The sequence below is a fragment of the Rhizobium sp. SL86 genome, assembly GCF_026672545.1.
GTDB lineage: Bacteria > Pseudomonadota > Alphaproteobacteria > Rhizobiales > Rhizobiaceae > Neorhizobium.
Window position 1 is genome coordinate 1,576,623 of sequence record NZ_JAPPRJ010000001.1, and the last position, 13,824, is coordinate 1,590,446.

The window sequence follows — 13,824 nt, forward strand, 5'->3', positions numbered from 1 at the left end:
TGGCTGGGTCGTGGCTCTTCACCCCCGCCGCGACCGTGCCATCAATCCCGCAAAGCTCGCATTCTCCCGAATGTCACTATCCGCCACCAGAGCATATCCCCACGGCTTCCCGCCAGTCTCCTTGGCGAGGTCAGTCGCATACTGCACCCATTTAACCGCAGCGCGTGCCTTCTCTTCCACAATGGGATCCTGCATGTCGCGGTCAGACTTCACCTCGACGATCAGTTTCTCCGTCGGCGTTTCCACGACGAAATCCGGCTCGTAGGCCTTACCGGAACGATATTCGATCTGGAACTGGCCAGCTGCGGGTTTCAGCCAGCGCTTCACGTCCTTCTCTGCTTCGTGATCAATCAGCGCGGCGAAACGGCGTTCAGCATCTGAGTCGAACTTGTGCTGCAAATAGGGACTCTTCTTGGTCCCATAGAAAACGTGGCTTCCCGTATCGGATAAGGGCTTGGCCGCCTGGTCGATCGGCAGTCGCTTCGCAGTCGAATAGACGGCATAGGATTGCGGCCGCAGCATTCGGAACGAGCGGACCATCTTTGCACGATAGTCTGTCGGGGTCTCACGGTAGTGCGCCTTCATCTGATCGAAGATCACCTGCGCCAACGTGCGACCATGTGCAAGGGCCACGTTCTCCACGTCGTCCTCGGTTTCCAGATAGCTCCGCAAGTGCGTGACCATCTGGCCGGCAAGCTTGTAGAGCAGGTCCGCCTGGCTGTCATAGTCCACCTGATCTATGTCGATGAGGTGCTTGACGATGTAGTTTTCGACTCGCGCCTCTTTAGGCGCGCTGACGGATCGCGCCAACTCACGTTGAGATTGGTCCCGCAGATTGCGGATCCGGATCCGATCGGAAATGGGCTGGTGCCGCACGCTCGAAAGATTGCTGAGGTCGAAGTCCTCAAACCAGAAGTTCACTTCTCGGCTCGGGATCACCACGATCTCCGGTATTTCGATCGTATTCTCCGCAATGCTGGCGGTCACGATGCCGACGATCTTCTGGAAGTCGGGTTCGACGAGCACACCTTCCAACTGGCCCTGCACCTGGTCCCGGTGCGCTCGCCGGATGTCGGCAACGAGTTCTGCCTGAACTTCCGGTTTGGTAAGATCCTGCACGCCGCCCGTGAGCGTGCGCTCATATTTCTTGGTGATGAAATCGATTGCCGATGCGGCAACCTCACGATCATCCGGATGGTCGAAGACGAAAGCCTGTCCGTCGTCGTCCATACCTTTGCGTTGGCCGGTCAGCATGGCTTCCATCGCGGTCGGGATCTCGACGACGTATGAGGTCTCCGGCTTCACATCGCCGGAGGGCCCGATGGTGATGGCACGCATCTGGACAAGCGAGTCCGACTCCTTTGCCTTGCGGATAACCTCGTCGAAGCGGTCATGGGCAATAACGGTCAAGGTGTCGACGAACTCGTTGCCGGTCCGCTCGCCGTAGGGAAGACGCAGACCGCGACCAAGCGTCTGTTCCGTCAATATGTCTGACGCCGAGGCTCGGAGCGGCACGATCGTATAGAGGTTGGTTACGTCCCAGCCTTCTTTGAGCTTGTTGACGTGGATGACGATCTCAGTCTTGTCGTCACTCTCGAGGCTCACCAGGCGCGATACCGCTTCGTCACTCTCCTCTCCCTTGAGGTTGGAGTGGATCTCGATCACGCGGCCCTTATAGGCACCTTTAAGGAACTTATCGTCCTCGATCCGCATCCGGATCTCGCTGGCGTGTCTCGTGTCCTGTGCCACGACAAGGATGAAGGGATGGACGCGCTTGCGACCTGTCTGACGGGCATAGAGATCCAGCTGCGTCTTCACTTCCTCGTGGTAGTGAATGCCGTCCTCGAGCATGATCATCTCGAGGTCATCCTGGGCGTAATCCTGCGGGCGGAAATCGACGCGGGTAGCAACGGCCGGCTCTTTGACATAGCCGTCGGCCATGGCGTCGCCCAGACCGTATTGGTAGATCACATTGCTGAAAGCCTTGGACTTCGTGCCGACGGATTTTGGTGTTGCCGTCAGCTCCAGGCCCAGCACCGGCTTCAGCTCGCTGATGGCCTTCATGCCGGCATTGGCGCGGTATCGGTGCGCCTCATCCATCAGCATCACGAGGTCCGGCAGCTCGGCCAGATAGTCAAAATAAGTCTGTCCAAGGTATTCCCGCATGGTGCGGATACGACCCTTGTCCTTGTTGATCTTGTCGACATTGAAAATGTTGATGACGACCTCATTGCCGAAGAGGTCGGAGCCGCGAATGCCCCGCCCTTCCTCCCAGGTGTCGCCTGTGACGATGATCGGCGGACGCTGGGCAAACTCGGCAATGCCGCGAAATACGTATTTCGGCGACGACTGTCGCGAGAAATCGGCCACCAGCTTGTCGTAGATGGTCGTGTTCGGTGCGAGCACGAAGAAGTTCTTCGAGCGGCCGGTCAGATAGAGGTAGCTGATGAACGCACCCATCAGCCGTGTCTTGCCGACGCCTGTAGCGAGCGCAAAGCAGAGGGAGGGAAAATCGCGTTCGAATTCCTCGACGCTCGGCCATTGTTTCTGCACGGCCTGGAGAGTTTCGACCAGATCCTGCTCCTTGCCGAGCGGGACGACCTCGAGGACCTCGGCCAGAATGTTCAGGGCCTGTTCCTGCGGTTTTCTGAGCGAGAGACGCTGGGCGATCTGCCGGCGGATGCGTTCCGGATGGATCATGGCTCAGCCCTCGCTCTTGTCAGCATCAGTGCCGAGGTCATCGAAGAGATCGAGGCCGCTCAGATCACCGAACCGGTCCTTGGCAGCAATCTTCTTCTTGCGTTTCGGCGCCGCTAACTCCTCCTTCGATGCGGGATCGAGCTCCTCGTCGCCGTCATCGTCCGCCAACGGAAGCTTGGCGATGTTCAGAGAATAATCGTCACGCCCCCATTCGCATTGCGTGAGGATGGCCGAGGGTATCTTGACCAGGATCAGGTTCTCGAAGCTGTCTGGATTTGCACTAAAGGCCTTGCAGCAGACGACGAGCGACCGCTCAGGTCCAACATCCTCGGAAATCTTGCGGCAGGCATCATGGGTTAGCTGTTGCGTGGTGACGTAGATGAAGGATTTTTCAGTGGCGTAGCCGTGGTTCCAATATTCCTCGGCGAGCAGGCTCGGCGCATAGGTGTATCCCATGTGCTTGCACATGGCCTCGGCCAGCATGGCGGGATTGTAGTCCTTGCTGATCACCCAGTTGCCGTATTTGTCCTGCTCCAGGAGAGACGGTGCGAGATTGAAGTAGCGGAAGCCACCGCCTCCCTTCCAGCCGGCGGCCTCGGTCACGCCACCCTTATCTTCACCATTAATCACCTTCTTCATTCGCGGCAGGATGTGCGTTTCGCAATGCTCGCCAAGCTCCACCATGATCCAGCGACGACCCATTTTATGGGCCACGGCGCCTGTCGTGCCCGAACCGGCGAAGGAGTCGAGCACTATGTCTCCTGGGTTCGATGCAATCTGAATAATTCGACGCATAAGAAACTCGGGCTTCGGCGTCTCAAAACTTGCTTTCGAGCCGAAGATCACTTCCAGCTCTCGAGCGGCATGCTGGTTTAGGCCAACGTCGTCCCATATGGTCGGCGACGACATCCCCGACTTAGCTTCGGTTTTGAACAGTTTCGGCGCGCGGCAGCGTGATAGCTTTTAGCCGGGTCCTCGATGAGGATGCGCGGCTCGAGCTTCGGCCGCTCGTCCTTGCCGATCCAGGTCAGTTCCAGCTTGGTCTTCTTCGACATCGGTCTTTCCGTCTTCTGCATAATGGTGCCAGCGCGGCAGGGCCGCAGCTATGGCTTCATGATCCGGTGTATCTTTACAAGCTTGTCGGCGGAACCCAGGCGCATAACAAACTCGTCCCCCACGCGCTTGCCGAGCAAGTTTTCCACCCGCTTGTCTGCTGTCGCTGGTGATGGCCCCTGTGCCCTCTCCAAGTCGGGAGGCACGCGATGATAGAAAGACAACCTCTTCCCACCATCCTTCGAGTAGAGCAGCAAAAGATCGCCTGGCTCGACCTGTCGGCTCGCCACGTCGATGATTTGTCTGGCTTGCGCCGTCTTGGGCTTCGCGGGCGCGAGGGGTTGTCGCTCCTCGTCTTGCCAGATCTTCTCAATGACTGCCTGGCGACGGGCAGTCGGCAGCTCAAGGTCAACGGCGTCACCGACGCCCTTGCCGATGAGGCAGGCGGCGCGTGGGTCGGTCGTTGCGATGACGCCCTTAGAAGGATCGTTTTCGAGCCCTCGAATGGTGTAGCGGATGAAGCGACCAGTGCCGCCGTCGGTAAAGCGGAGCAAAATCGTATCGCCCTCGGCGACCCGCCGCCGGGCATCCTCGATGATCGCACTCTGACTGTCGACAGGTGCCACAGCGTTAATGACTTCGGGTTCACGCATCTTGGGCAACAAGCTCAGCGTCAGCGTCTTCCTCTCCGGCCGAGATGGAGATGCGGCTAACCCCCTCGTGGCGCAAGTCATGAAAGCGCAACTGCTTTATGCCCACCCTGATGAGTAATCGACGCCACGCCTGCTCCAAAGCTCCCGGTGTCATGGGAAAGACCGTCGATTGGTCTGCCGGCGCTCGTTCCTTCCAATCCATCAGCGCGTCGAATGCCCGCTGAGACAATGGCACCTCGCGACCCGAGCCGTTTTTGGTCAAGGTAAGCGTGATCACCCGTCGATTGTGCGAGATGTCGGACCAGCGCAGACCAAGGATCTCCCCTCGACGCATCCCTGTCTCAATGGCGAGGATCAGCAGCGTCTTGAGGTATGGTATCTGTCCGCCGTCGCATCCATCGAGAAGCCGTTGCTCTTCGTCGCCGGACAGTCTGCGGCTGCGCTCATTGCGGATCACCGGACGACGAACCAGCTTCACCACATTCTTTGCGAGCGGCAGACCCCAATCGCGGATCGCCACCTCAAGGACGTGGCTCAGGATCGCAAGCTCGCGGACGGTCGTAGATGGAGCCACCGACTGGAGCCGCTCATCGCGGAAAGACGCGATATCCTGTTGGCTCAGTCCGATCAGCGTCCGGTAAGCGAGATGATGACGACGCAGCACGTCGATCCGCTGGATCTCCTGAACGGACCCGCGCTTGGTGGGCGAGATCTCGCGCTGGTAGCGCTCCAGGAGCTGCCCGAGTGTCGTGCTTTCGAGAATCTTGGTATCTGGAGCAGCACCGAAGCGATCGACCTGAGCTTCCAGATCACGCGCCCACTTCTCGGCTTCCTGCTTGCTGTCAAAGGACTTGCAGCGGGGCTTCATACCACGCCGACGCACCTGAGCTTGCCAGCGTCCTCTGAGCTTCCGGATCGTCGCCATGGTGACCTCCAAACGATGTTGAGGGTCACGCGTAGGACGCCCCTGGAGGGGAGCCAAGGGTTATCCCGGCACTGACGCTGATGGACTATAGAGCTCACATTCCGAAAATGCCTGCCGCGGCTGGCCCTTTGCGGACTGTTTCGTCCCTGGACAGCAGTTGAAGCAGAATACGACTAAACTCACGGAAGCAAGCGAGCTGACTATCGGAGGTTGCTGAACTAGAATTTAAGGTGCATTCAATACTCGTGGTGCTATATGAGAGCAATAGACATAGATCGACTCGCCTGCAAACTTGGAAGCGCTGGAAGTGAATTATACAGTATATTGCGATGAAAGTCGGCACTCCGGAGGTATTGGCTGCCAGTTTGCAGTGATAGGCGGCCTCTGGATCCAGAGAGAGTTCCGTGATGCTATCAGCAAGGACCTGAGTGCTCTCAAAAAAAAAGCAGGCGTGGGCGCGGAGCTCAAGTGGTCGCGCGTCAGCCTTAAGAAACTCGAAGCTTATAAACAAATTTCAGACTACTTCTGGAATAACCCACATATTAACTACCGCGCAATTATTGTTGATCAAAGATCTGTAGACTACAGTAAGTTTCACGACGGCGACAGGGAGCTGGGATTTTATAAATTTTATTACGAAATGATTGAGAAGTGGCTACATCCTGACAACGATTATAATATTTTACTCGACTTCAAAAACAACTCAGACATGAAGAGACTTCCGAAACTACATAGCGTCCTTAGAAATTTCGGTCAGCCCCGAGCGATCTCGATTAGCAATTTGACGAGTATAGATTCATCGCAATCCAGTATCGCTCAGCTGTGTGACATCCTCACCGGTGCAGTTGCGGCAGACGCCAATGGAACAGAGGTCGGAACCCCAAAAGCCGATATGATCCGACACCTGGTTCAATCTAGGAACGTGGCTCCGCTTTCAGCACCCTCTCGTTCTCCTGCCTTTTCAAAATTCAACATCTTCCGAATCGCCCTGGGCGGCCATAGGCTTGACGGATGACCCTCCCTGCACTTCTTGATCTGGCAAGTATGGACAGTGAAGCGTGCTACGAATTTGGCAAAACGATCTATGCCAATGAATATTTGGGCGGAAAGGAGCGCGGGTCCTTAAAAACGCATGATGGCTTAGATGTTGTATTCTATGCTGACAGATATGAGCACGCCTTCAGAACTTCGCCCGACAGGGCACGACTTGCTTATGACAAAAGCAAAGTTGCGATCGAACGCATCGAGCGAATTTACTGGATAAAAGAGCTGTTACTCAAAAGCGATGCACAGTTCGTTTGCAAAGAAAAGACACCACCGCCTAGATGGAAGAGAGCATACTACTGCTACAAGCATTGCTACGTTGTCTGGCTGGAACCACTAAAGTTAGTCGAAGGACGACCTTCAGGGTGGAAGTTCTCTTCAGCATATCCACTACCAGTAAGCGAGTTCAAGAGAACCACTCACGGATTTAAATCGATACCTTGAGAAAGTTTGCCCCGTGATTAACGGGCTCACGGGGCCAGAAGCCATATCCAAAGCCATTAAGGCTCGGAGGAACTGCTTTCGCAGCCCTTGACATTTAGCGAATCATCGGTCCGCTGTCAAGAATCTTCGAGTCGAATCGTCTTTATACAAAAGAAGCTCACGGCCTTCGCAACGACTCAAACTCTGAAGTGCCTCAAGCGTGGCCTGAGACAATTTCGGCACCTACAGTCAAAGCAGAAGGAACACACTCATAGCTGAAAAACCCTTGCACCCCAAGGGTCCATGATGGCGGAGAGGGTGGGATTCGAACCCACGATACGGTTGCCCGTATGCCGCATTTCGAGTGCGGTGCTTTCGACCACTCAGCCACCTCTCCGGGTAATCTGGTCGGCACCAGGCGGTGCGGAGCGCTACATAGCGATGAACGGGGCGGGTGGCAAGGGAGAAATCGCAGTCTTTCCAGTCTTTTTCCTTGACAGCAAGGAGGGGCTGAATTATCCCCCGCACGTTCCGGTATGGGGTAATCCGTCCGGCGCAGATTGTCCGGAGCCGGCGAGGCTTCGGTTTCACCGGCAGACCGGTTCAAAAGAGTTCTTCTTTTGTAATCCTGCTCAAACGTGGACTGATAAAAAGACGGCCTTCCGCCCGTGCGGAAAGAGCCGGATCGAACATGAAAGGATAAAAAATGTTCGCAGTCATCAAGACCGGCGGTAAGCAGTACCGCGTAGCGGCTGACGATGTTGTGACGATCGAGAAGCTCGACGTTGCTGCAGGCGAAGTCGTCGAATTCAACGAAGTCCTGATCATCGGCGAAGGCGCCGATGCCAAGATCGGCGCGCCCTTCGTGGTTGGCGCCGTCGTCAAGGCTGAAGTGGTCGAGCATAACCGTGGCAAGAAGGTTCTCTCCTTCAAGAAGCGTCGTCGCCAGAATTCCAAGCGGATTCGCGGCCATCGCCAGCATCACACGGTCGTTCGCATCACCGCGATCAGCGCCTGATCGGTCTTTTAGGATTTTCGAGAGATTTAAAGGAGAACTCCCATGGCACATAAAAAAGCTGGCGGTTCCTCGCGCAACGGTCGCGATTCCAATTCCAAGCGCCTTGGCGTGAAGAAGTTCGGCGGCGAATCGGTCGTTGCCGGCAACATCATCGTGCGCCAGCGCGGCACGCAGTGGCATCCGGGCGCCAATGTTGGCCTCGGCAAGGACTACACCATTTTTGCGCTCACCGCCGGTAACGTCGACTACCGTACCAAGGCCAATGGCCGCGTGTACGTGTCTGTGATGCCGAAAGCGGAAGCCGCGGAATAAAAGCCGGTAGCGCGTTAAAACAGCCGGCGTCTCATCGACCCGGCTGAATACCCGCAAAAGGTTCAGTCAAGAAAACAGGGGAGATGGGGCGCCACCCACCTTCCCTTTTTCTTTGTCCAAAAGGAGGACTGAACCATGCAAGGCGAAATGTTACGGAGCGGCCAGAGCCGGTCGCCCGAAGAGCGGTTGAGACCGCAACGGTTAAGGAGCGATTGCCCCGTCTTATTGTCGCAGAGACTGGTTCTGCGCGCCCCCCACGAAGAAGACATCGACGCCCTTTCCCATCTCGCCAACAACGCCAATATCGCGACCATGGTGTCGCGTATGCCGCATCCCTACACGGCAAAAGACGCCGCCGATTTCGTACGACGTACGAAAGCCGGCGAGATTGGCAAGTGCGTCTATGCCATTACCCGAGCCGATAACGGCGCCTTTCTCGGTTGCTGCGCGCTGGAGCCGCATGCCAATGACGACCTCACGCTCGAGATCGGCTACTGGCTGGGCGAACCTCACTGGAACAAGGGTTATGCCACGGAAGCGGCGCATGCGCTGATCGACATGGCGTTCCGCACCCGCGACATCGATCAGATCGATGCACGCTGCCGGGTCACCAACATCGCCTCGCGGCGGGTCATCCAGAAGTGCGGTTTCCAGTTCCAGGGGTCCGGCATGGTCGGGTCTCTGGCGCTTGGCGGCATGGTGCCGGTCGAATGGTTCCGGCTCGACCGCAAGACATGGATGTCCTTGAAGAGCTGGGGGGACATGCGATGACTGCTTCGCAGATGAACCGCCCCCGCGCGACAAGCGGCACGCTCGGCCCCTGCCCGATCATCGAGACAAGGCGTCTGGTGCTGAGATCGCACCAGATGAGCGATGCGGATGCCATCACCACGTCGCTCAGCGACTGGCAGGTCACGCGCATGCTGGCACGCGTGCCGGTGCCCTACAGCCACAGCGATGCGGTGGACTGGCTCAACTGCATCCATGCCACCGGTGACTGGTATTTCGCCATCACCGAGGGGGACGGAGTGCATATCGGCTGCATCTCGGTGGAGCTGCAGCGGGGCGAATGGCATCTCGGTTACTGGCTGAACCGGTTCTACTGGGGCCAGGGGGTGATGACCGAGGCGGTGGGCGCGGTCATGGACCGCTTCTTCCGCCGCATGCCGCAAGAGACGCTGTTTTCCGGCGCCTTTGCCGATAATGCCGGTTCGCTGCGGATCCAGGAAAAGCTCGGTTTCCAGATCCTGAAGTGCTCGGACGTCTTCAGCATGGCCCGCAATGCCATGGTGCCGCATCTGGAAACGCGATTGACGGCGGAATATCTTCGCCGACCATGAGGTTGTCCTGACCTCTCCGGATGGCAGATCCTGCCATCCGGACCGTATGATCTTGCGTCGAAGGCACCGGCGCCGACGATAGGCTTTGACGTGACAGCAAAGCGACGATAACGAAAACCCTGAAAAGCAATCTGGTTATCGTCTCGATCAACCGCATGACGAACGGGCAGAACCCATGAAATTCCTCGACGAGGCAAAAGTATTCATTCGCTCCGGAGATGGTGGCGCAGGCGCCGTCTCCTTCCGCCGCGAGAAGTTCATCGAGTTCGGTGGCCCGGATGGCGGCGATGGCGGACGCGGCGGCGATGTGTGGGTCGAGGCGGTGAATGGCCTCAACACGCTGATCGACTACCGCTTCCAGCAGCATTACAAGGCGGGCACCGGCATTCACGGCATGGGCCGCAACCGCACGGGTGCCAATGGCGCCAGCATCACCATGAAGGTGCCTGTCGGCACCCAGATCTTCGAAGAAGACAATGAGACGCTGATCTGCGACCTGACGAAGGAAGGCCAGCGGTTTCGTCTGGCCGCCGGCGGCAATGGCGGTTTCGGCAATGCCTATTTCAAGACCTCCACCAATCAGGCGCCCGATTGGGCCAATCCCGGCCTGCCGGGTGTCGAAAAAACGATCTGGCTGCGGCTGAAGCTGATTGCCGATGCTGGCCTCGTCGGTCTCCCGAATGCCGGCAAATCCACGTTCCTTGCCACGGTCACCCGTGCGCGGCCGAAGATCGCCAATTATCCCTTCACGACGCTGCATCCCAATCTGGGCGTTGCCACCATCGACGGGCGCGAATTCGTGCTCGCCGATATTCCGGGGCTGATCGAAGGCGCGCATGAAGGTGTCGGCATCGGCGACCGGTTCCTTGGCCATGTGGAACGCACGCGGGTGCTGCTGCATCTGGTCTCCGCCCAGGAAGAACATGTCGGCAAGGCCTATAAGACGGTCAAACACGAGCTGGAAGCCTATGGCGGCGGTCTGGAAGACAAACCGGAAATCGTTGCGCTCTCGCAGATCGACGTGCTTGAGCCGGCCGAGGTGAAAAAGAAGGCCAAGGAGTTGCAGAAGGCCTGCGGCAAGCCGCCGCTTCTTCTATCGGCGGCCGCCCATATGGGCGTGACGGAGGCGTTGCGTGCGCTGCGTGATGTCATCGTCGAATCGAGCGAGGAGACGGCCCTGCCCGACCGCAGCCGTTTTGCGCCCACCGAAGACACTGATACCGACGCCGAGGATGAGGGCTGATCCATGTCCCGCAAGGCTTTGAACGCGCATCGCCGGATCGTCATCAAGATCGGCTCGGCGCTTCTGGTGGACCGCAGCACGGGGTTGAAATCGGCGTGGCTGCATTCGGTTTGTGCCGATATCGCGGCACTCCGGGCCCAGAATGTCGAAGTGCTGGTCGTTTCTTCCGGGGCGATCGCGCTCGGACGCACCGTTCTCGGGCTGGCACCGGGCGCGCTGAAGCTGGAAGAAAGCCAGGCGGCGGCAGCCGTCGGGCAGATCGCGCTCGCGCGTGCCTGGTCGGAAAGCCTGTCGCGGGACGGCATTGTCGCCGGCCAGATTCTTCTGACTCTGGGGGATACGGAAGAACGTCGCCGGTATCTGAACGGCCGTGCGACGATCAACCAGCTGCTGAAGCTCGGCGCCGTGCCGATCATCAACGAAAACGACACGGTGGCGACAACGGAAATCCGCTATGGCGACAATGACCGGCTGGCGGCGCGGGTGGCCACCATGACCGGTGCCGACCTGCTGGTGTTGCTGTCGGATATCGATGGACTTTATACGGCCCCGCCGCATCTCGATCCGGGCGCCAAGTTTCTGGAGACGATCCCGTCGATCACGCCGGAGATCGAAGCCATGGCCGGCGGCGCGGCCTCGGAGCTGTCGCGCGGCGGCATGCGCACGAAGATCGATGCCGGCAAGATTGCGACGAGTGCCGGCTGCGGCATGATCATCGCGTCGGGCAAGCCCCATCATCCCCTGCAGGCGATCGAACAGGGGGCGCGCTCCTCCTGGTTTGCGCCCTCCGGCACACCGGTCACGGCGCGCAAGACCTGGATTGCCGGCCAGTTGCAGCCGGCGGGCACGCTGACGGTGGATGCCGGCGCGGAACGGGCGCTCGCCTCCGGCAAGAGCCTTCTGCCGGCCGGTGTGCGCGCCGTCATTGGCCCGTTCAGCCGCGGCGATACGGTCGCCATCATCGGCACGCAGGGACGCGAGATTGCCCGCGGCTTGGTGGGCTATGATGCAGACGAGGCGCGGGCGATTGCCGGGCGCAAGTCCGGCGAGATCGAAACCATTCTGGGTTATGCCGGGCGCGCCGCCATGGTGCACCGGGATGACCTGGTGATCACCGGCTTGCTTGTGGCCGACAGGGACGAGGTGCAAGAGGAGGATGCCGCGCATGCTGGATAAGGTCGCAACCCCCGATATCGTTCAGATGATGCAGGCCCTCGGCGACAAGGCCAAGGCTGCCGCGCGTCTCCTTGCAACTGCAACGACGGATGCCAAGAACGCGGCGCTGAATGCCGCGGCAGATGCCATCGACGCCGCAACGGCCGATATTCTGAGCGCCAACGCGAAGGATCTGGCGGCGGTGGCGGACAAGGGCCTGCAGCCCTCCTTCATCGATCGCCTGACCCTGACGGAAAAGCGCATCGCCGAAATGGCAGACGGGCTTCGCGCCATTGCCGCCCTGCCCGATCCGGTCGGTGATGTGATCGCCGCCTGGGAGCGGCCGAACGGACTGAAGATCGAGCGGGTGCGCACGCCGCTCGGCGTCATCGGCGTCATTTATGAAAGCCGCCCGAATGTCACCGCCGATGCCGGTGCGCTGTGCCTCAAGGCCGGCAATGCCGTCATCCTGCGCGGCGGCTCGGATTCACTGTTCTCATCGCAGGCGATCCATCGCTGCCTGTGCAAGGGTCTTGCGGCGGCCGGTCTGCCGGAGGAGGCGATCCAGATCGTGCCGGTGGCCGATCGTGCCGCTGTCGGCGCCCTGCTCTCCGGCCTCAATGGCGCGATCGACGTGATTGTGCCGCGTGGCGGCAAAAGCCTTGTCGCGCGTGTCCAGTCGGAAGCGCGTGTGCCGGTCTTTGCCCATCTGGAAGGTCTCTGCCACATCTACGTCGACAAGTCCGCTGATCTCGACATGGCCGTCCAGGTTGTCGTCAACGCCAAGATGCGCCGCACCGGCATTTGCGGCGCGGCGGAAACGTTGCTCATCGACAAGGCGGCTGCGGCCACTCACCTGAAGCCGATCCTGGAAGCGCTTGCGGCGAAGGGCTGCGAAATCCGCGCTTCGGGCGAGGTGCTGGCACTGGTCCCCGGCTTCACCCCTGCGACGGAAGAGGATTGGCGCACCGAATATCTGGAAGCCATCATCTCGGTCAGGCTCGTGGACGGCATCGACGGCGCGATCGCCCACATCAACACCTATTCCTCCAGCCATACCGAAGCGGTTCTGGCGGAAGATCCGGTCGTGGTGTCGCGTTTCTTCAACGAGATCGATTCGGCAATCCTCCTGCACAATGCCTCCACCCAGTTTGCCGATGGCGGCGAATTCGGCATGGGCGGCGAGATCGGCATCTCGACCGGCAAGATGCATGCACGCGGGCCTGTTGGCGTCGAGCAGTTGACCTCCTTCAAGTACCGGGTGCATGGCACCGGCCAGACGCGGCCCTGACACGTGGCGGAGGGGGAGCGCCTGACACCTTATCTCGCCATGCCGCATGTGGAACGTGGCATGGTGGTCGGTCTCTTCGGCGGGTCCTTCAACCCGCCGCATCCGGGGCATCTGCTGGTCGCCGAAATTGCGTTGAAGCGGCTGGGGCTCGACCAGCTGTGGTGGATGGTGACGCCGGGAAACCCGTTGAAAAGCCGCTCCGTGCTGCTGCCGCTGTCCGAGCGCATAACACTCAGCCACGATCTGGCGCGCGATCCCCGCATCAAGATCACCGCGTTTGAGGAGCGGCTGAAGACCAGTTACACGGCCCATACGCTTGCCCATGTCGTGGCGCGCAATCCAGGTGTCCGGTTTGTCTGGATCATGGGCGCCGACAGCTTGAAGACCTTCCATCGTTGGCAGAAGTGGCGTGAAATCGCCGATCTGGTGCCGATCGCCGTGGTGGATCGCCCGGGCGCCACCCTTTCCTTCCTCTCCTCGCCGGCCGCGCGGGCGCTATCCTTTGCAAGGGTGGATGAAAATGCCGCCCGCTCGCTGGGGCTCAGGCCGCCGCCTGCCTGGACCTTCATCCATGGTCCGCGTTCGACACTGAGTTCGACGGCGATCCGGCTTGGTGTACGCGCTAAGACGAGCACTTGAAACATTAACCATTCAATGCCACCTTCAT

General features: G+C 59.3%; 13 protein-coding genes, 1 tRNA gene and 1 pseudogene. 9 read left to right on the forward strand and 6 right to left on the reverse strand.

Translation table 11 applies throughout. The annotated features are described in order from the left end of the window. Window positions 1-18: 18 nt before the first annotated feature. Genes OU993_RS07915 through OU993_RS07935 form a run of 5 tightly spaced genes read right to left on the reverse strand, consistent with a single transcriptional unit; the run spans window position 19 to window position 5,331 of the window. Window positions 19-2,700 carry a DEAD/DEAH box helicase family protein gene (locus tag OU993_RS07915; protein WP_268155977.1) on the reverse strand — a complete coding sequence of 894 codons (2,682 nt, stop codon included), beginning with the start codon at window positions 2,698-2,700 and terminating at the stop codon, window positions 19-21. Between the two features lie 3 nt (window positions 2,701-2,703). Beyond that, a complete protein-coding gene (locus OU993_RS07920; RefSeq protein ID WP_442792887.1) occupies window positions 2,704-3,609 on the reverse strand; it encodes a DNA methyltransferase in 906 nt (301 codons plus the stop codon). Further along, the gene (locus OU993_RS07925) at window positions 3,573-3,755 is read right to left on the reverse strand and encodes a hypothetical protein (protein ID WP_268155978.1); all 183 of its coding nucleotides are present in this window, start codon (window positions 3,753-3,755) and stop codon (window positions 3,573-3,575) included. The genes OU993_RS07920 and OU993_RS07925 overlap by 37 nt, the downstream gene beginning before the upstream one ends. Before the next feature lie 48 nt (window positions 3,756-3,803). Continuing rightward, window positions 3,804-4,406: a hypothetical protein gene (locus OU993_RS07930; RefSeq protein WP_268155979.1), complete on the reverse strand. Its 603-nt coding sequence runs from the start codon at window positions 4,404-4,406 to the stop codon at window positions 3,804-3,806. Next, window positions 4,399-5,331 (reverse strand): tyrosine-type recombinase/integrase, encoded by a 933-nt coding sequence (locus OU993_RS07935; RefSeq protein ID WP_268155980.1) that lies wholly within the window; start codon window positions 5,329-5,331, stop codon window positions 4,399-4,401. The genes OU993_RS07930 and OU993_RS07935 overlap by 8 nt, the downstream gene beginning before the upstream one ends. 307 nt (window positions 5,332-5,638) lie before the next feature. Between OU993_RS07935 and OU993_RS07940 the strand changes: the two genes are divergently transcribed. Further along, window positions 5,639-6,346: a DUF3800 domain-containing protein gene (locus tag OU993_RS07940; RefSeq protein WP_268155981.1), complete on the forward strand. Its 708-nt coding sequence runs from the start codon at window positions 5,639-5,641 to the stop codon at window positions 6,344-6,346. Window positions 6,347-7,105: 759 nt separating this feature from the next. Here OU993_RS07940 and OU993_RS07945 read toward each other — a convergent pair. Beyond that, window positions 7,106-7,195: transfer RNA gene (locus OU993_RS07945), tRNA-Ser, on the reverse strand. Window positions 7,196-7,504: 309 nt separating this feature from the next. On the opposite strand from OU993_RS07945, the gene rplU reads away from it, so the two are divergent. The 8 genes and pseudogenes from rplU (at window position 7,505) to OU993_RS07985 (ending at window position 13,796) form a co-directional block, all read left to right on the forward strand. Next, a complete protein-coding gene (rplU, locus tag OU993_RS07950) occupies window positions 7,505-7,816 on the forward strand; it encodes a 50S ribosomal protein L21 (RefSeq protein WP_268155982.1) in 312 nt (103 codons plus the stop codon). Between the two features lie 42 nt (window positions 7,817-7,858). Further along, a complete protein-coding gene (gene rpmA / locus OU993_RS07955) occupies window positions 7,859-8,128 on the forward strand; it encodes a 50S ribosomal protein L27 (protein ID WP_143127507.1) in 270 nt (89 codons plus the stop codon). Between the two features lie 135 nt (window positions 8,129-8,263). Continuing rightward, the gene (locus OU993_RS07960) at window positions 8,264-8,899 is read left to right on the forward strand and encodes a GNAT family N-acetyltransferase (protein ID WP_268155989.1); all 636 of its coding nucleotides are present in this window, start codon (window positions 8,264-8,266) and stop codon (window positions 8,897-8,899) included. Beyond that, complete coding sequence (locus OU993_RS07965) at window positions 8,896-9,468, forward strand: GNAT family N-acetyltransferase (protein WP_268155990.1); 573 nt, start codon at window positions 8,896-8,898, stop codon at window positions 9,466-9,468. The genes OU993_RS07960 and OU993_RS07965 overlap by 4 nt, the downstream gene beginning before the upstream one ends. 175 nt (window positions 9,469-9,643) lie before the next feature. Then, the gene (gene obgE, locus OU993_RS07970; protein WP_268155992.1) at window positions 9,644-10,711 is read left to right on the forward strand and encodes a GTPase ObgE; all 1,068 of its coding nucleotides are present in this window, start codon (window positions 9,644-9,646) and stop codon (window positions 10,709-10,711) included. A gap of 3 nt (window positions 10,712-10,714) precedes the next feature. Continuing rightward, the gene (gene proB / locus OU993_RS07975) at window positions 10,715-11,887 is read left to right on the forward strand and encodes a glutamate 5-kinase (RefSeq protein WP_268155993.1); all 1,173 of its coding nucleotides are present in this window, start codon (window positions 10,715-10,717) and stop codon (window positions 11,885-11,887) included. Continuing rightward, window positions 11,877-13,157 (forward strand): glutamate-5-semialdehyde dehydrogenase, encoded by a 1,281-nt coding sequence (locus tag OU993_RS07980; protein WP_268155994.1) that lies wholly within the window; start codon window positions 11,877-11,879, stop codon window positions 13,155-13,157. The genes proB and OU993_RS07980 overlap by 11 nt, the downstream gene beginning before the upstream one ends. Further along, window positions 13,132-13,796: pseudogene (locus OU993_RS07985) on the forward strand (nicotinate-nucleotide adenylyltransferase). Before OU993_RS07980 ends, OU993_RS07985 begins: the two are co-directional and overlap by 26 nt. Window positions 13,797-13,824: the final 28 nt, after the last annotated feature.